Raw genomic sequence first — 17989 nt, forward strand, 5'->3', positions numbered from 1 at the left:
CGGCGCCGCTTCAGGCGAAGCGGTGGGCGTTGTTTCCCGTCCCGGCATTATTTCGCATCATAGTGCAGCATTCATGACCAGAAGCCAAACGACCTGTCTCTTTCTGTCAGCAGCCTGCTATGAAATGCCGGCGCGGGTATGGCGCATGGCGATTCAGTTCATACATAGGGGTTCGATCGATCTCGGCGCTGCGGCGCCGACGCTTTTGAGGAGCGCGCATGGGACAGACGGCAAGACCCTCCGAATTCGTCTGCGCCGAAAAGACAGATGCGCCCTATGTGACATTTCTGGAGGCCATGCGGCCACTGACCGGAAAATGGAAGATCGAGATCCTCTGGGTGCTGGCGCAGAAAACCCGCCGGTTCGGCGAGTTGAAGCGCGCCCTCCCCGGCATCACCCAGCACATGCTGTCGCTGCGCCTGCGCGAACTCGAGACCGAGGGGCTGGTCAAGCGCACGGTCTACGCCGAAAACGTCATGCGCGTGGAATATGAAATCAGCGAAGCCGTGCATGGCCTGAAACCGGTGTTCGAGGCCGTTATCGGCTGGTCGGAACGCTACGGGCCGATCGCCCGCCGCATGCGCGAGTCAGTTGGTGAGGACGCGGCATCCGATTCGAACACGCTCGCCGTTCAGGCTACAGCCATTTCGGCATCCTTGGCCACGAACGGGGATCGCTAACCGAACTTTCCCGTCCGCGGAAAACCCTTCGGCACCATGCGCCCGGCGGCTGCGCGCGCGCCGGTCCACTCCAGCAATTCTTCCCGTGTCTTGGTGAATGTGCGGTCGGCCGAATCCTGCCAGGAAAGGCCGCTTTCCATGACGAAGGTTTTCAGGTCCAGCACCCCGCCATCCTTGTACTTTTGCAGCCGCACGCCCTTGCCGCGCGTCATCTCGGGAATCTCGGCCAACGGGAACACCAGCATCTTGCGATTCTCGCCGACGATGGCGAGGTGATCGCCGCTGAGCGGCAGGCAGCGCTTGGCCTCGTCCGGCGCCTTGACGTTCATCACCTGCTTGCCCTTGCGGGTATTGGCGACGACCTCCGCCTCCGGCACCACGAAACCGTTGCCCTCATGCGAAACCAGCAGCAACCGCCGCTTGGCGTCATGAATGAAGGCGGTGACGATGTCCTGGTCGTTTTCCATGTCGACAATGATGCGGATCGGCTCGCCATGGCCGCGACCGCCCGGCAGCCGGTCGGCGCCGATCGTGTAGAACTTGCCGCCGGTGGTGAAGACGAGGATCTTGTCGGTGGTCTGCGCATGGAAGGCGAGTTTTAGCGAATCGCCCTCCTTGAAGGTTAGGAGCGAATGATCGGTCAGGTGGCCCTTCATCGCCCGTAGCCAGCCCTTTTCCGACACGACGACGGTGACCGGCTCGCGCTCGATCATCGCATGGGCGATATCTGTCAGATCGTGCTCCGGCGCATCGGCGAACTGCGTGCGCCGCGCGCCGTTCTCGCTGTCCGGTCCGAACTTCTTGCGCAGGGTGACGATTTCCCAGCGGATCGTCTTCCACTGCCGCGCCTGTGAGGCCAGAAGCTCCTCAATCTGCTTCTTTTCCTGCGAAAGCGCGTCGAATTCCTTGCGGATTTCGAACTCCTCCAGCTTGCGCAACTGGCGCAGCCTGAGATTGAGGATCGCTTCCGCCTGAACGTCGGTGAGTTCCCAGCGCGCCATCATGACGGCCTTGGGCTCGTCCTCCTCGCGGATGATGCGGATCACCTCGTCGATGTTGAGATAGGCGACGAGGTAGCCGGCGAGGATTTCCAGCCGCCGCTCGATCTCGGCGAGCCTGTGGTTGGAACGGCGCAGGAGCACGTCGCGGCGATGGTCGAGCCATTCGCGCAGCACGCCCTTCAGCGACAGCACGTTCGGCACCTTGCCGCGAGACAGAACGTTCATGTTGAGCGGGAAGCGGCTTTCCAGCTCGGTCAGCTTGAACAGCGATTCCATCAGTATGCCAGGGTCGACGGTGCGGCTCTTCGGCACCAGCACGACGCGGATGTCCTCTGCGCTCTCGTCGCGGATGTCTTCCAGCAGCGGCAGCTTGCGGGCGATCAGAAGCTCGGCGATCTTCTCGATCAGCCGCGCCTTCTGCACGCCGTAGGGAATTTCGGTGACGACGATGTTCCAGGTGCCCCTGCCCTGGTCTTCCTGCAGCCACTTGGCGCGGACTCGAAACCCGCCTCGTCCGCTCTCGTAAGCCGAGACGATGAGCGGCCACTCGTCCACCACCGTCCCGCCAGTCGGAAAATCCGGTCCGCGCACCTTGCATTTCAGCAACGCCTCGGGATTGTCCCGCGCCTCCGCCTCGATCGCCGCCCATTCGTCCGGCGGCGTCATCAGCTCGGCCACGGAAGCGGCCGGATTATCGATCAGGTGAAGTGCAGCCGTCAGAAGCTCGGCGGCGTTGTGCGGCGGAATCGAGGTCGCCATGCCGACCGCGATGCCCGACGAGCCATTGGCGAGCAGGTTCGGGAAGGCGCCCGGCAGGACGGACGGCTCCTCGTCCTCCTCATTGTAGGTCAGGCGGAAATCGACCGCGTCCTCGGTGATGCCGAACAGAAGCTCCGTCGCGACATCGGTCATCCGCGCTTCGGTATAGCGCATGGCGGCGGCGTTATCGCCGTCGATATTGCCGAAATTGCCCTGCCCATCGACCAGCGGGTAGCGCATGGAGAAATCCTGCGCCAGGCGCACCAGCGCGTCGTAGATCGACTGGTCGCCATGCGGGTGGAATTTACCCATCACCTCGCCGACGATGCGGGCGCACTTGGCGAAGCCCTGGTCCGGGTTCAGCCGCAGCAGCCGCATGGCATGCATGATGCGCCGATGCACAGGCTTCAGACCGTCGCGAACGTCCGGCAGCGCCCGGTGCATGATCGTCGACAATGCGTAGGCGAGATAACGTTCCTCCAGCGCCTTCTTCAGGTCGACTGGCTCTATGTGATCGTCACCGCCATTCCCGGGCGGTAGAAGGCTTTTTCCCATGGTTTCGAACTATCCGAGCGGCTGATTCGCGGCAAGGGCCGAAGCATCGCGCATCCTGCCGCCCAAACGGCCTTGCCGGAATCGACGATCGGCCTAGTTGATCAGATCGCCATATGTCCGAAACAGACCGGAATGCGAGCAATTGCCTTTTCTCGCGATTTTCGACCATTGTGGCGGCGATGCCTTTTTCCAGTCCAGTTCTTCACGGACAGGGGATGGCGTAAAGAATTTCGGCAAACGCCAAGGACCATTCAGGGAAAACGCGATGACGCTCCTCCGCCCGACTTTTCAGAAGCTTGCTATTTCCACCTTCCTTCTCACCCTGCCGCTGAATGCGGCCTTCGCCCAGGACACGACAGCCGTCGCCAACCGCATCAAGGCGCTGATGGCCAAGCAGGGCGTCGATATCGCCTGGACCGGGGTCTCCGGCGATGCATCCAGCATGGTGCTCGATGGCGTTTCCATCAAACCCGCTGTCGAAAAGGAAAGCTTGCCGATCGGCAAAGTGACCCTTGAGGGTATCTCCGAGGACAATGGCGTCTATACGGTCGATACGGTTTCGACCGAGGCGATCTCGCGCACCGTCGAGGGCATGGCGGTCGAGATGAGCCCCTTCATCATGAGCGACCTGACATTACCGCCCGAGAATGGCACCGACCCGATCGCCGGGCTGATGATGTACAAATCGGCCGAACTGGAAAACCTGACGGTGAAGATGGCCGACAAGACGGCCTTCACCATGGAGAATTTCTCGGCCGAGATCACGCCGCCGGAAAACGGCAACGCCATGGAGTTCACCGGCACGGTCGAGAAGTTCACCGGCGATCTCTCGCTGGTGCAGGATCCGAAGTCGAAACAGCTCATCGACGGGCTCGGCTACCAGAACATCTCCGGCAATATCGAGGTGGAAGGCACATGGAAGCCCTCGGACGGCAAGATGGTTCTGTCCCAGTACGACGTTACCGTCGATGATGCCGGCACCTTCGGCATGACCTTCGATTTCGGCGGCTACACGATGGATTTCATCAAGTCGCTGCAGGATTTGCAGAAGAAGATGGCCGCGCAGCCCGATGACGCCGACAAGTCGGCCCAGGGCATGGCCATGCTCGGCCTGATGCAGCAGCTCAGCTTCAACGCTGCGTCGATCCGGTTCGACGACGATTCCTTCACCGGCAAGGTGCTGGAATATGTCGGCAAGCAGCAGGGCATGTCGGCCAAGGACATCGCCAATCAGGCCAAGGCCATCGTACCCTTCGGCATGGCGCAGCTCAATAATGCGGAACTGACCGCGCAGGTCACCGCCGCTGTCGGCAAGTTCCTGGATGATCCGAAGAGCCTCGAGATCAAAGCCAGTCCGCCCGCGCCGGTGCCATTCGCGCTGATCGCTGCCGGCGCGACGTCTGACCCGAAAAGCCTGCCCAAGACCCTCGGCGTCACCGTGACCGCCAACGAAGACTGAACGGCCATTCCGCATCAAACGAAAGGCCGCGGCGTCAATGCCGCGGCCTTTTTCGTGACATTAAAGTTGATGAGCTAATTCATGTATATGATCCGCCTTGTCTGGAATTGTTCCAAGGTATAGGCCATATTCGACAAAATGACTGCCATGTGAGGAACGATCATGCGTCTCACGCGCCAAACCAACTATGCCATGCGTATCCTGATGTATTGCGCGGCCAATGACGGCCGGCTGAGCCGCATTCCCGAAATCGCCGCCGCCTATACGGTCTCCGAACTCTTCCTGTTCAAGATCCTGCAGCCTTTGGTGGAGCACCGTCTGGTTGAAACCGTGCGGGGCCGCAATGGCGGCGTCCGGCTCGGTCGGCAGGCCAGCCAGATCAGCCTTTTCGACGTTGTACGCGTCACCGAAGAAAATTTCGCCATGGCCGAATGCTTCGAAAGCGATGCGACGGAGTGCCCGCTGGTCGATAGCTGCTCGCTGAATTCGGCTCTGCGCGAAGCGCTCAACGCCTTCTTCGACGTGCTGGCACGCTATTCGATCGCCGACCTGATCGCCGCGCGCCCGAATGTGCGCAACCTGCTCGGCATCGACATGATCGAGCGCCGCGCGCCCGCCGCCTGACTGCCTGCAATCTCGCTTGGACCGGTTTTAACGTGCGGCCGACTGCGGCAGCACGAAGGGCATGTTGCCTGCCGGCAGCGCACCGATCTTCAGCCGGCAGCCGAAAACCGTATCCATCAGATTGTCACTGAGGACATCGACCGGCGCGCCGTCTGCCGTCAGCCGGCCGCGATGCATGACGCAGATGCGGTCCGCATACATCGCCGTCAGGTTGAGGTCATGCAGGATGGCGACGACCCCGCCGCCGCGCCGGGCAAAATCGCGCGCCACATCCATGATGATAAGCTGGTGCTTGATATCCAGGCTGGAAACCGGCTCGTCGAGGAGCAGGTAGCGCGGCTTACCATCCAGAACCGGCGTCCACACCTGGCAGAGCACGCGCGCCAGTTGCACGCGCTGCTGCTCGCCGCCGGATAGCTCCTGATAGAAGCGTCCGGCGAATCCTTCGAGGTCGACGCGCGCCAAGGCCCGCTCCGGCAGTTGCTTGTCCTCGCCAGCCAACGCGCCCGAACGGCCGCCGACAAGCCCGAGCCGGATGATTTCACGCACCGTGAAGGGAAACGCCAGCGTCGTCGCCTGCGGCAGCACGGCGCGCATCGCCGCCGCTTCGACCGGCTTGAGGCCGGCAAGGTCGAAGCCATTGATCGCAACGCGGCCGTTATAGGGAAGGTCGCCCGACAGCGCCCGAAGCAAGGTGGTCTTGCCCGATCCGTTCGGTCCAACGATCGCCGTCACCTCGCCGGCTCTGGCGGTGAAATCGACAGCGGAAACGATGGCCTTGCCGCCTATCGCCACCGAGACATCATGGGCGTCGATCATGGTGTTTCTCGCTAGAGATCGAGGACGCCGCGCTTGCGCAGCAGAATCCACAGGAAGAAGGGGCCGCCGACGCAGGCGGTCACAATGCCGATGGGAAGCTCGGCGGGAGCGACGATGGTGCGCGCGACGGCGTCCGCAAGCAGAAGCAGCACCGCGCCCAGCAAGGCCGAGGCGGGCAGCAGGTAGCGGTTGTCGGGGCCGATCAGCAGCCTCAGCAGATGCGGCACGACGATGCCAACGAAGCCGATGCCGCCGCTGACCGCGACCGATGCGCCGACCGCCGCCGCGACAGCGACAATGGCAATGTATTTCAGCCGCTGGACAGGTATGCCAAGGTGATGCGCCGTCGCTTCGCCGAGCGCCAGCGCATTGAGCCCGCGCGCCAGGAAAGGCGTCGCGGCCAGCGCCACCGCGATGATCGGACCGACCACGCCAATCTTCTGCCATGTTGCCCCGGCCAGCGAGCCGAGTTGCCAGAATGTCAGGTCGCGCAACTGCCGGTCGTCGGCCATGTAGATCAGCACGCCGGTCAGCGCCATCGCCAGCGCCGCCAGCGCGATACCGGCGAGCAGCATGGTTGCAACTGACGTCTGCCCCTGGCGCGTGGCGATGCGGTAAAGGATCAGCGTCGTGATCAGCCCGCCGACAAAGGCCGCGAATGGCAGCGCCAGCGCACCGAACAGGTCGGTGAAGGGCGCAAGAACCGTTGCGCCGAGCACGATGACGCCGACGGCGCCGAGGCTCGACCCGGCGGAAATGCCGATCAGGCCGGGGTCGGCAAGCGGGTTGCGGAAAAGCCCCTGCATCACAGCGCCAGATACAGCCAGGGCCGCGCCGATCAGCGCCCCCATCAGCACGCGCGGCAGGCGGATGTCATTGATGATGACGCGGTCGCGCGCGCTGAGAGCATCGCCGCCCGCCGAAGGGCCGAACAGCCAGTCGCTCACCACGCCGACCGGCGAAGCGTCGGAAGCCCCCGACGCCAGGCTGAGCAAGGCAGTCACGATCAGAACGCCGACCAGCGCGAAAATGACCGCACGGGCGCGGACGGACCGGTCGCCTTCTGCCACCGTGCTCATACCCGGCACGCCGGTCAAAGTCTGGTCAACCATTCTCCCGGCCGCTCAATTGGCGACCTGCCCGCCATAGAGCGCGAGCGCGAGATCGTGGATGGCGCTGGCCGTGCGGGGGCCGAAGCCGAGCAGATAGCTGCCATCCATGCGGATGACGGCTTTTGCCTTGCCGGCGGGCGTCTGCGCGATGGCAGGATTGCCGAGGACTTCGGCGTCGGACGTTTCCGGGCCGCCGCGCCGCATCATCAGGATGACGTCGGGCGCGGCCGTGACGATGGCCTCGTCGGAAAGTTGCTTGTAACCGGTATAGCCTTCCACCGCATTGATCCCTCCGGCGAGCGAGATGATGCCGCTGGCGGCGGTGTCGCTGCCGGAAGCCAGTATCTTGCCGCCCTGCGCCGACAGGACGAACAGGATGCGCTTGCGCTGCTTGACCGAGGCGACCCGGCTTTCCACCGCTTTCAGCCTGGCGTCGGTCTCTGCAACAAGGGCATCAGCCTTGGCATCGACGCCAAGCGCCTTTCCGACGATGCGGATCCTGTCGAGGATGCCCTGATGGTCGTACTCCTCCGGCACTTCGATGAAAGGCACGCTCGCCTTCTTGAGCACGTCGACGGCTTCCTTCGGTCCGCTGCCCTGCAGCGCCAGAATGCCCGATGGATTGACCGACAGAACCCCTTCCGGCGAAAGCTGGCGCATGTAGCCGACATCCGGAAGCTTGAACGCTGCTTCAGGATAGACGCTGGTCGAATCGCGCGCCACCAGATGATCCTGCTCGCCAAGAGCGAAGACGATCTCGGTGATGGCGCCGCCGATGCTGACGATCCTTGAGGTATCCGGAAATACCGAGGCGTCATCTGCGGCCATCGCCGGCAGCGCCTGCGAATACAGGCCGACGGCCAGCGCCACCAGCAGGCTTCGGAAATACGTCATCGAAACCTCTTTCAGGCTGCGTAGGGGCTGGGAATACGCGGCAGGTTTTCCGCCAGGAAGCGCCAGTCTTCACGCTCACCCTGCCCCTCATGCCGCTTTCCGAAGAACTGGATGATCATCCGGCCATCACCGTCATAGACCTCCAGCGACGTCACATGGCCGTCCCTGGTCGGCTTGCGCACGGCCCAGACTTCCTGGACGTGGTCGAGCCTGAGATGCAGATGGAATGTCTCGTCCAGAACGTTGATCCATGGCCCCATGGTCTTGATCGACTTGATCGGCCCGGAATGGATCTGGATGCAGCCGCGGTTGCCGACGAAACACATGATCGGCATGTCGCCTTCGGCGGCGTGGTTCATCATCGCCGGCAGTGCGTCCTTGTCGAGCAGCCAGGCGTAGTCCTGCCCGACCATCCGCACGGCCTGTCGGCGGCTCAGCTTCAGCGTGCGCAGCATGCCGAAGAACTGATGCACGTCGGTGAGCTGGCTCCAGCGGTTGCGCAAATCATCGACGTTGGCCGAAGCGTCCTCGCCTGCCGCATCGTCGTGCACGGCCACGCTGGCCACTTCGATGCGAGGTTCCTGGTCGCCGGAAATCAGTTCAGCGACCAGCTTCTCATAGGCCTGAAGATCGGAATCCGGCCGCAGATGCACCTTGTGCACGGCGGCGCCGGCTTCGTCGAAGAATTGCATGCTGCGGCGGATGGCGTCGCCGTCACGCTTTTCGACGGCGAACCCATGCGCCCACATCTTGGGGAAGATGCGCAGGTCGATATCCGCGCCCAGCACCATGGCATTGTGGTTGCCGGTGACGATCTTGTCATAGACGCCGATCTTCTCGTGCACGGCGCTTTCGTTGCGGGTCAACGCCATCACTTCGCCGACCGCTTCGAGTCCGGTCAGCAGCGCATCGACGCGCGGCTCCACCCGCACGACGCCGTCTCCGCAATGCGCCGCCACCAATTCGGCTTCGGAAATGCCAAGGTCGGCGGCGAGGTCGCGCTCGCGCATTTTCGGATTGTCGATCCGGGCGCGCCTGATCTCTTGCGAAGTGGGTTTCATGCGCTGGTCCATGATTGCCTTCTGCCGGTTCTTACTTGTTGAGGATGAGCTTGCCCTGCCGGGTGATCTTGAGCCGGTAGAGCGCGCCGTGATGTTCGATCCCGATCTCGTGATCGCCCTGGAACAGCGAGTTCGAGGAAAGCGTCCGGACGGATAGCGGAACGCGCTCCACACGCACCGGCGTGCGCGTTTCCACGCGGCGGAAGCGATAGCGGAAATCGTCGGGATTATGCGTGTTCATCGAGTGCGACTCCTGTCTCTGCCGTTGCCCGCTTATCGGCCGGGCAAATGCCGATTCATTTGTTGACTTGAATAATCATGTTTACTAGTCAGTGCAATACCGGACAAAATGAGTCAACATTTAAGGCGCCGGTTTGAGAGAAATTTGCGAGCAAGCGCTTTGGCCAGCCAGCAGGCAACGGATCTGGAGTTGGAAATGAGGCTGGGGCAGCGCGACGGAATTGATATTGAACATGGGCGACCGACGCTTTTGCGCGCGCCGCGCGGAGCGGCAACGCTTCTGGCCGGCGCGGCGATCGTCGCGCTTTCGGCTTCTCTCGTTCATGCGCAGGAGGCCGGCCAGCCAGACACCGGCCGGACGGAGCAGGATGAGCGGGCCAAGACGGCGGAAGGCACGACCCTTCTCGACAAGATCCTGCTGCTGAGCCGCACAGGCGAAACGTCGATCGAATCCATGTCCGCCTCGAGCCATGTGGATAAGGAACAACTGGAACGCCGCATGGCGACGACGCCGGGCGACGTGTTCTTCGGCGTTCCGGGCATCACCATGCAGGCCGACGCCAGGCGCGTCGCCTCCAGCGTCAACATTCGCGGCCTGCAGGATTTCGGGCGCGTCCAGGTCATCCTCGATGGCGCAAGGCAGAACTTCCAGCGTTCCGACCACGGCACGCAATCGACCTTCTGGGTCGATCCGGAATTGCTGAACTCGGCAGACGTCATCCGCGGGCCGGTCGCCAACACCTACGGCTCAGGCGCCATCGGCGGCGTCGTCATGCTCGCCACGAAAGACGCCGACGATTTCCTGCGTCCCGGCGAAACCTGGGCGACCTCGCTGACCGGCCGCTATGAAAGCAACGGCAATGGCTGGACCACAAGCGCCACCGGCGCCTACAAATTCAACGAGAATGCCAGCGTGCTCGGCAACATCGTCTACCGCGACTATGACGACTACAAGGACGGCGGCGGCGACAGGGTCGGCGGCACCGGCTTCGACGTCCTGAGCGGTATGCTCAAGGCCGACATCAAGCCCTCCGAGAACAGCGAGTTGAAGCTCGGCTGGATCGGCGCCAGCGACAGCTGGCAGGAAGTCAGCGGCGGGTCGCCGGCTTACGACCTCGACATGAAGCAGAACACCTGGACGGCCCGCTACAACATCACCGACGAAGATAAGAGCTGGCTCGATCTCCACGTCAACGTCGCCTACAACCGGACCGGCATCGACCAGACCAGCTTGCGCCCGCTCGGCGGCCGTTTCGACCCGGTCACCGGCCTGCCGGTCGTCCTGCCAGCCGGATCGCTGAACACCTTCGACATCGGCACGACCAGTTTTGACGTCTGGAACACGTCCCGCTTCCAGACCGGCGGTCTCGACCACGAACTGACCTATGGCGGCGACCTCGTCAGCGACGATGTCGCTACGGAAGGCGCTGCGGGCGGAGATTCCTTCTACACGCCTTCCGGCAAGCGTCAGGTCGCGGGTGCCTACATCCAGGACAAGATGACCTGGGATTGGCTGCAGGTCATCACCGGACTTCGCTACGATACCTACAGCCTGAAGGGCGGCGGCATCGACAATTCCGGCGACAGGCTGTCGCCCCGCATCACCGTCGGCGTCTCGCCGTTCGATGGCCCGCATCTGGAAGGTCTGCAATTCTACGGTACGTATGCCGAAGGCTACCGCTCCCCCTCGCTCACCGAGACGCTGATCAGCGGCCTGCATCCGGCAGGCGTGTCGTTCCCGTTCCTGCCCAATCCGAACCTCAGGCCGGAAACCGGCAAGACATGGGAGTTCGGCGCCAACTACAAGACCGATGGCGTGTTCCAGCCGGATGACGCGCTGCGCATCAAGGCCGCCTACTTCAACAACAATGTCGAAGACTATATCGACGGCGTCACCCTTTCGCCCTTCGATCCGACCAGCGGCTGTCCGTTCGGCGGCACCATTCCGATCTGTACCCAGTACCGGAATTTCGCCAAGGCCAGGATCAACGGTTTCGAGGTTGAAAGCATCTATGATGCCGGCTGGGGCTTTGCCGGGCTTTCGGCTTCCGTCATCAACGGTCACACGATCGACGATGACGGCGTGCGCGCCGATATGGTCACCACCCCCTCCTCGCAGGTCACCGCGCAGCTCGGCTTCCGCTTTTTCGAGGACAGGCTGACTGTCGGCGGCGAGGTCCAGCACAATGGCAAGCCGAAGGGCAACGCAACGGCGGACGACTACACGCTGGTCAATGCCTTCGCCAGCTATCAGGCGACCGACGATTTCAAGCTCGACTTCCGCGTCGACAACATCTTCGACGTCAAATACGCCAACCCGCTGAACACCACTACCACCACGAAGCTTTACGAGCCGGGCGTCTCCGTCAAGCTCGCGGCGACCATGCGATTTGGAGGCTAGGCCATGACCCGGAAGGCAATCCGAAACATATTGGCGGCGTTTACCGCCGCCGCATCCTGGGTTGCCTTTCAGCCTGCCCACGCCCAGCAGCCGGCGCCAGCGCTTTCGCTGGAACTGAATGCCGCGCAGCCATCGGACAAGGGCTGCCGCCTCACCTTCGTGGTCAACAACGGACTTGGCGCCGACCTGTCCAAGGCGGCGTTCGAGATCGCCCTGTTCAACGATGCCGGCGTGGTCGACCGGCTGACCGTACTCGATTTCAGGGAATTGCCGGCAGGCAAGACCCGCGTGAGGCGTTTCGACCTTTCGGGGACGGATTGCGGCAAGATCGGCCGCGTTCTGGTCAACAGCGTCACCGAATGCGGCGGCAACCGCATTGAGCCCACCGCTTGCATGCGCGGCCTCAAGACGGCGAACAAGGCCGGCATCGCCTTCGGCGTCTGACGGAAGCGCCACAATGGGAATGGAGCCAGCCTTTTCGCGAACGACCATTGCCTGGCCCCTGGCCGGGGTTGGCGCCATGCCCCCCGAACCGGACGATCCGGTATTCGCAATTCCGCGCGGCGCGCTTCAGCCGGGGATGCGCGATGCCGGCGAGCGCATCTACATTGCCGACACGAAGGCCGAGCTTTCGACAAAACCGTCAGAACCCCTGCACGCCGCGCAAGGCCGCACCCTTGAAAGCAGCGCCAAGTGGAAGATTGCGATCACCTGCTCGCTGCTGCTCCACGCAGCCGTGGCCTGGGCATTCCTGTCTGGATTTTTCGATAACGATATCCTCATCGAGGGGTCCGATCAGGCGGGTGTCCTTCTTCTTGGCAATGCCCCGCAGGACCAGGCTTCGACCGGCGCGCCGGCGAATGAGCCCGACACCCTGCAGGTCACGCTGGTGCCGATGGTTCAGCCGAAGCCTGTCGACAGCATCGAGGCCCTGCCGGTCGAGGTAGCGGAGACGGCGCAGCCGGTCGAAGACGTGGCAACCGAAGCTCCCGTGACGGAAGCCGTTGCGCCTGTCAGCGAAACACCGTCAGAACCGGCGCCTGCTGAGACCCTGACGCCAACGCCGGCCGATCCCAAACCGGAGGTTCTCTCGGCAGACAGCGTTTCGCCGGATGAAGACAACACGGTCCAGCCACCTGTCGCCGAACCGCCGACCAAGGCCGAGGACGTTCCTGCGGCAAAGCCGGCTCCTGCGAGCGAGACCATCGCCCCGGAGCCCCAGCCGGTCGAGAAGCCTAAGCCTGCTGAAAAGCCGAAACCGGTGGACAAGAAGGCGGAACCGAAAGAGCCGCCGACGAAGGGAGTGAAGGCAAAGCCGGCCAAGACTGCCGGAACGCACAGGGAGAAGGCCGAAAAGGCGAAGTCGGCCGAAAAGAAGAAGACGGAGACCGGAAAGACGCGATCTGGATCGCACGGCGAGAATCAAGCCGACTCCAAGCGCGGTGTCGCCGATGGCAAGGCCAGCGGCAAAAATACCGCAGCCGGCAAAAGCGGCAGATCCGCCGCCGGCAACGCCGCCGTATCAAATTATCCGGGCAAGGTGGCGGCGAAACTGCGCCGCGCCATGCGCAGCCTGTCGCGCTCGACGATCTCGAAAGCGCGCCGCGATGTGCGGGTATCCTTCACCGTCAACGCCAGCGGCGGACTGAGCGGGGTCGGCATCGCCAGCAGTTCCGGCTCACCGGACCTCGATCAGGCGGCGCTGGCCATCGTGCGCCGCGCCGCGCCCTTCCCGCCCATTCCGCCAGACGCCGGCCGTTCGAGCTGGTCCTTTACCCTGCCTCTGGGGGTGAAGTGAAACGTGAATAAACATCAAGAAGCCGCTGATTCGAATCAAGCAACCTCTGAGAGGATAGTCGATGTATATTGCCATGAACCGCTTCAAGGTGCGGAAGGGCGGGGAAGACGCCTTCGAAACCGTCTGGAAGACCCGCAATTCCTCTCTCTCCGAGATGGCCGGTTTCAAGGAATTCCATCTGCTGCGCGGGCCGGTGAACGAAGAGGAAGGCTATACGCTCTTCGCCTCGCATACGGTTTGGGCAAGCCATGAGGACTTCATCGCCTGGACGAAATCGGAGAATTTCCGCGCCGCTCACCGCAATGCCGGCTCCGGCAAGGTTTCCTATATCGGCCATCCGCAGTTCGAAGGCTTTTCGGTCGTCGAAGGCGCTTGAGCTTAGGCCGATGCGAGCAGGCTGGCGTTGCCGCCCGCCGCCGTGGTGTCGACGCAGACCGCGCGCTCGTGCGCATAGGCTGCAGGATAAAGCACCTCGCTGACCAGTGGCACCAGCGGGCCGTCGCGTCGCGCTAGCGCTTGGCGCAGCACCCGCATATCGTCGGGATCGCCGAAAAAGGCAACGAGGTCGAACGGCGCTGTCCGAAGGCTGGCGGCATCGACCGCGCCGTCGATGACGGTCAGCGGCAGTTCCTTGCCGGTCAGCGCCGAGAGGATCGCCGGCGCGCCCGGCGCAACAGCGAGAACCGCGTTGCCGGCGCCCAAGGCCTGGATCACCTGCGCCAGAAGCGTGTCCGCATCCGGCCCCAGGCACAGCGCTCTGCCGCGCGGCACCAGCGACAGCGTATTGGCTTCACCCGTCGGGCCAGGCAGATCGACTTGTCCGTAATCCAGGCTCGCCGCCGAAGCTACCGCCGCGGCCCCTTTGCCGCGCAGGTGCTTGCGCAGGATGGCGATGCGGTCGGCCCGCATTGCCCAGTCGGTGGCTGGAGGCGGCATGGCCTTTGTCAATTCGTCAGACGCTACGGTTGCCGTGCCGGGCAAAGAACCTGCGCCCTGCCCGCCTTTGCGAAACCGCCGCAGATAATGCGGCCCGCCTGCCTTCGGGCCGGTGCCGGACAATCCCTCGCCGCCAAAAGGCTGCGAGCCGACGACGGCGCCGATCTGGTTGCGGTTGACGTAGATATTGCCGGCATGGATGCCGTCGACCACGTGCTGGACGCGGCCCTCGATGCGCGTATGCAAGCCGAAGGTCAGGCCGTAGCCCTTGCGGTTGATGGCGGCGATGACGGCATCGATCTCGTCGGCGTCGAAACTGGCGACGTGCAGCACCGGGCCGAACACTTCGCGCTCCATCTCGCCGATGCCTGTGACCCGCAACACGGCTGGCGCGACGAACCGGCCGCTTTCCGGAGCATCCAGCGTAGCAATCGCCCTGCCCTGCGCCGTCATGGCGGCGACATAGTCCCTGATAGAGCCCTGCGCCTCAGCGTCGATCACCGGGCCGACATCGGTGGCGATATCCCATGGGTCGCCGACCTTGAGCGCGGCAAGCGCCCCCCCCAGCATGCCCAGCATCTTCTTCTCCACGTCCTTTTGAACGTAGAGGATGCGTAGCGCCGAGCAGCGCTGGCCGGCGCTCTGGAAGGCAGACGCCAGCACGTCGCGCACGGTCTGCTCCGGCAGCGCGGTGGAATCGACGATCATCGCGTTCAGCCCGCCGGTCTCGGCGATCAGCATGGCATCCGGCGAAGCCGTTTCCGCCAATTGCTTTTCGATCAGCTTCGCGACCTCTGTCGAGCCGGTGAAGCAGACGCCGGCGATACGGGGATCGGCGGTCAGCGGCGCGCCGACCGATGGCCCGTCGCCTGGTAAAAGGTGGAGAACGTCCTTCGGCACGCCGGCCTCATGCAGCAATTCGACCGCACGGAACGCGATCAGCGGCGTCTGCTCGGCGGACTTGGCGAGAACCGCATTGCCGGTCGCCAGCGCCGCCGCGATCTGTCCGGTGAAGATGGCGAGCGGAAAGTTCCAGGGCGAGATGCAGGCGATCGCGCCCCGCGCCTGCGTGCCGGCTTCGGCATGCGCTGCTTCGGAGGCATAGTAGCGCAGGAAATCCACCGCCTCCCGCACCTCGGCAACACCGTCCGCCAGTGTCTTGCCGGCCTCGCGGGTCGCCAGCGCGAAGAATTCCACCGCGTTCGCCTCGTAGAGATCGGCGGCGCGCTGCAGGATCGCGGCGCGTTCGGCCACCGGTGTTGCCGCCCATGCAGGTTGCGCCTCGACCGCAATGCCAACTGCCGTGGCGACCTGTTCTCGTGTCGCCTCCGTCACGCTGCCGACGGTCTCGGACGGATTCGCCGGGTTCAGCACCTGTCGCGCCGCCGCCTTGCCTTCGGCTCGTGTCAGCGCCTTGGCCATCCAGCGGTATGGACTGGCGAACTTCGCCCGTTCCTTGTCGATGGCGGCGAGCGTCATCGCGTCGGTGATGTCCCAGCCCTTCGAGTTGCGACGGGCCCCGCCGAATATCGCCGAAGGCTTTGGTATGGCCGGGTTCGCGGCAGGCCCCTGACTCTCCAGCACGTCCAGCGGATCGCGCGCGATCACCTCGGGCGCAACCTCGTCGTCGGTCAACTGATGCACGAAGGAGGAGTTGGCGCCATTCTCCAAAAGGCGGCGCACCAGATAGGCCAGAAGATCGGAATGCGCCCCCACCGGCGCATAAATGCGGCAGCGGGTGCCCTCACCCTTGCGCACGGCCTCGTGCAGGGCTTCGCCCATGCCATGCAGGCGCTGGAACTCGAAGCGGTCCCGGTCCGGCGTCATCGACAGGATAGTCGCCACGGTGTGCGCATTGTGCGTCGCAAATTGCGGATAGATGCGGTCGGTCATCGACAGCAGCTTTCGCGCGCAGGCCATGTAGGAAACATCGGTGTTGGCCTTGCGGGTAAACACCGGATAACCGGATAGTCCCATCGCCTGGGCGCGCTTGATCTCCGTGTCCCAATAAGCGCCTTTAACGAGACGCACCATGATCCTGCGGTCGAGACGCCCGGCCAGCGCGTGCAGCCAGTCGATGACGTGGAAAGCGCGCGGACCATAGGCCTGGACGACGACGCCGAAACCATCCCAGCCTGCAAGCCGCTCATCGGCCAGCACAGCTTCGATGACGTCCAGCGACAGGTCGAGCCGGTCCGCCTCCTCCGCATCGACGTTGAGGCCCATGCGCGCCGCGCGGGCAGCAAGCGCCAGCGTGGTGAGCCGCTCGGTCATCACCGGCAGCATGGTTTCCTTCTGGGAGACTTCGTAGCGCGGATGCAGCGCCGACAGTTTCACTGAAATGCCGTGATTGAGCCGGATGTCCTCGCTCCTGGTGCTCGGCGCCAGTGCGGCAATCGCATCGGCATAGGCCTTCAGATAGCGCAATGCATCGTGCTCGGTGCGCGCGGCCTCGCCCAGCATGTCGAAGGAATAGACATAGCCTTTCTGCGTCATGGAGCGTCCGCGCTTGACCGCCTCGGCGATGGTGCGCCCGAGCACGAACTGCTCGCCCATCTCGCGCATGGCGGCGGCGACGGCGGTGCGGATGACCGGCTCGCCGAGGCGCCGCACCATCGAGCGCAGCGTGCGTTCGATATTGCCTTCGCCTTCCTCCAGCACACGGCCGGTCAGCATCAGCGCCCAAGTCGAGGCGTTGACGAAGATCGACGACGAGGAGCCGGAATGCGCCGACCAGTCATGCGGCGCGATCTTGTCGGCGATCAGTTCGTCCATGGTCTCGGTGTCGGGTACCCGCAGCAGTGCCTCGGCAAGACACATCAGTGCGACGCCCTCGCGGGTCGACAGGCCGTAGGATGACAGGAAAACCTCCATCAGCCGCGGGTCGGACGACCCGCGCACCTTGCGCACCAGTTTGGCGGCCCGCTCCGAAATCGCCGCGCGGTCAGTGGCTGAAAGCCCGGTCGCGCCGGAGAGCAGCGCCATCGTTTTGGCTTCGTCGGGAAGGGTGTTGGCGCGGATCTGATGGCGGATCGTGTCGAGCGCGGACATGAATTCCTCGAAGACGAACTGGAGTTGGCTGCTTTCTAAAGGCTAGCACGGACCCCTATTTGCAACCGGTCCAAAGAAATCGACTTTATAGTCTAAACATGCTATTTTTCTATTCATTTATAACCTGATTGAGCCATCATAGCCATGATCGAAGACCGATTAGACCGAACCGACAGATCCATCCTCTCCGCCCTTTCCGGCCAGGGCCGCCTCTCCATGGCCGAATTGGCGGAAAAGGTCGGCCTGTCGAAGACGCCGGTGCAGGCGCGGGTGAAGCGGCTTGAGAAGGACGGCTACATTCGCGGCTACGCCGCCATGGTCGACCGGGAGAAGATGGGCGAAGGCCATGTCGCCTTCGTCCAGGTTAAGCTCTCGGACACGCGCTCGGCTGCGCTGGATGCCTTCAACCGCGCCGTCGCCGCCGTGCCGGAAATCGAACAGTGCCACATGATGGCGGCCAGCTTCGACTATCTGCTCAAGGTGCGCACCCGTGACATCGCCGCCTACCGCCGCGTTCTGGGCGAGCGCATCTCCGCCCTGCCCCATGTGGCGCAGACCTCCACCTTCGTGGCGATGGAGACGGTCAAGGACCGTTGACG

Annotated in this window: 15 protein-coding genes; 8 read left to right on the top strand and 7 right to left on the bottom strand. The window is 63.6% G+C overall.

Translation table 11 applies throughout. The features are described 5' to 3' along the window. The first annotated feature begins 218 nt into the window (after nucleotides 1–218). Nucleotides 219–680, top strand: a complete 462-nt coding sequence (locus ASD44_RS06805; RefSeq protein ID WP_082542400.1) for a helix-turn-helix domain-containing protein — start codon at nucleotides 219–221, stop codon at nucleotides 678–680. Here the strand turns inward: ASD44_RS06805 and parC are convergent. After that, a complete protein-coding gene (gene parC / locus ASD44_RS06810) occupies nucleotides 677–2995 on the bottom strand; it encodes a DNA topoisomerase IV subunit A (protein ID WP_056110065.1) in 2319 nt (772 codons plus the stop codon). The two genes, ASD44_RS06805 and parC, sit on opposite strands and share 4 nt — an antisense overlap. Nucleotides 2996–3260: 265 nt before the next feature. Here parC and ASD44_RS06815 point away from each other — a divergent pair, with 265 nt between their 5' ends. Both ASD44_RS06815 and rirA read left to right on the top strand, forming a co-directional pair. Continuing rightward, nucleotides 3261–4454, top strand: a complete 1194-nt coding sequence (locus ASD44_RS06815) for a hypothetical protein (RefSeq protein WP_056110067.1) — start codon at nucleotides 3261–3263, stop codon at nucleotides 4452–4454. A 162-nt stretch (nucleotides 4455–4616) separates the two neighbouring features. Then, nucleotides 4617–5078, top strand: coding sequence for an iron-responsive transcriptional regulator RirA (gene rirA / locus ASD44_RS06820; RefSeq protein ID WP_056110068.1), 462 nt, complete (start codon nucleotides 4617–4619; stop codon nucleotides 5076–5078). 27 nt (nucleotides 5079–5105) lie between these two features. Here rirA and ASD44_RS06825 read toward each other — a convergent pair whose 3' ends face one another. Genes ASD44_RS06825 through hemP form a run of 5 tightly spaced genes read right to left on the bottom strand, consistent with a single transcriptional unit; the run spans nucleotide 5106 to nucleotide 9205 of the window. Continuing rightward, nucleotides 5106–5897 carry a heme ABC transporter ATP-binding protein gene (locus tag ASD44_RS06825; protein WP_056110070.1) on the bottom strand — a complete coding sequence of 264 codons (792 nt, stop codon included), beginning with the start codon at nucleotides 5895–5897 and terminating at the stop codon, nucleotides 5106–5108. Nucleotides 5898–5908: 11 nt separating this feature from the next. Then, complete coding sequence (locus tag ASD44_RS06830) at nucleotides 5909–7009, bottom strand: iron ABC transporter permease (RefSeq protein ID WP_056110073.1); 1101 nt, start codon at nucleotides 7007–7009, stop codon at nucleotides 5909–5911. Between the two features lie 12 nt (nucleotides 7010–7021). Further along, entirely contained in the window at nucleotides 7022–7903 is an 882-nt protein-coding gene (locus ASD44_RS06835) for a hemin ABC transporter substrate-binding protein (RefSeq protein ID WP_056110075.1), read from the bottom strand. A gap of 11 nt (nucleotides 7904–7914) precedes the next feature. Further along, nucleotides 7915–8976 carry a hemin-degrading factor gene (locus ASD44_RS06840; protein ID WP_056110077.1) on the bottom strand — a complete coding sequence of 354 codons (1062 nt, stop codon included), beginning with the start codon at nucleotides 8974–8976 and terminating at the stop codon, nucleotides 7915–7917. 19 nt (nucleotides 8977–8995) lie between these two features. After that, nucleotides 8996–9205, bottom strand: coding sequence for a hemin uptake protein HemP (hemP, locus tag ASD44_RS06845; RefSeq protein ID WP_056110080.1), 210 nt, complete (start codon nucleotides 9203–9205; stop codon nucleotides 8996–8998). Between the two features lie 195 nt (nucleotides 9206–9400). Here hemP and ASD44_RS06850 point away from each other — a divergent pair, with 195 nt between their 5' ends. The 4 genes from ASD44_RS06850 to ASD44_RS06865 all read left to right on the top strand — a co-directional run bounded on the left by ASD44_RS06850 (nucleotide 9401) and on the right by ASD44_RS06865 (nucleotide 13779). Next, nucleotides 9401–11605: a TonB-dependent hemoglobin/transferrin/lactoferrin family receptor gene (locus tag ASD44_RS06850; RefSeq protein WP_156459802.1), complete on the top strand. Its 2205-nt coding sequence runs from the start codon at nucleotides 9401–9403 to the stop codon at nucleotides 11603–11605. Between the two features lie 3 nt (nucleotides 11606–11608). Then, a complete protein-coding gene (locus ASD44_RS06855; protein ID WP_056110082.1) occupies nucleotides 11609–12049 on the top strand; it encodes a hypothetical protein in 441 nt (146 codons plus the stop codon). A 76-nt stretch (nucleotides 12050–12125) separates the two neighbouring features. Then, nucleotides 12126–13403: an energy transducer TonB gene (locus tag ASD44_RS06860; RefSeq protein WP_162246415.1), complete on the top strand. Its 1278-nt coding sequence runs from the start codon at nucleotides 12126–12128 to the stop codon at nucleotides 13401–13403. 61 nt (nucleotides 13404–13464) lie between these two features. Beyond that, nucleotides 13465–13779, top strand: coding sequence for an antibiotic biosynthesis monooxygenase (locus tag ASD44_RS06865; RefSeq protein ID WP_056110086.1), 315 nt, complete (start codon nucleotides 13465–13467; stop codon nucleotides 13777–13779). A gap of 2 nt (nucleotides 13780–13781) precedes the next feature. On the opposite strand, the gene putA is transcribed toward ASD44_RS06865, so the two are convergent. Beyond that, nucleotides 13782–17390, bottom strand: a complete 3609-nt coding sequence (gene putA / locus ASD44_RS06870; RefSeq protein ID WP_056110088.1) for a bifunctional proline dehydrogenase/L-glutamate gamma-semialdehyde dehydrogenase PutA — start codon at nucleotides 17388–17390, stop codon at nucleotides 13782–13784. 144 nt (nucleotides 17391–17534) lie between these two features. Here putA and ASD44_RS06875 point away from each other — a divergent pair, with 144 nt between their 5' ends. Beyond that, a complete protein-coding gene (locus tag ASD44_RS06875) occupies nucleotides 17535–17987 on the top strand; it encodes an Lrp/AsnC ligand binding domain-containing protein (protein WP_056110089.1) in 453 nt (150 codons plus the stop codon). The last annotated feature ends 2 nt before the right edge of the window (nucleotides 17988–17989 follow it).

The organism is Mesorhizobium sp. Root554 (assembly GCF_001427025.1).
Lineage (GTDB): Bacteria > Pseudomonadota > Alphaproteobacteria > Rhizobiales > Rhizobiaceae > Mesorhizobium.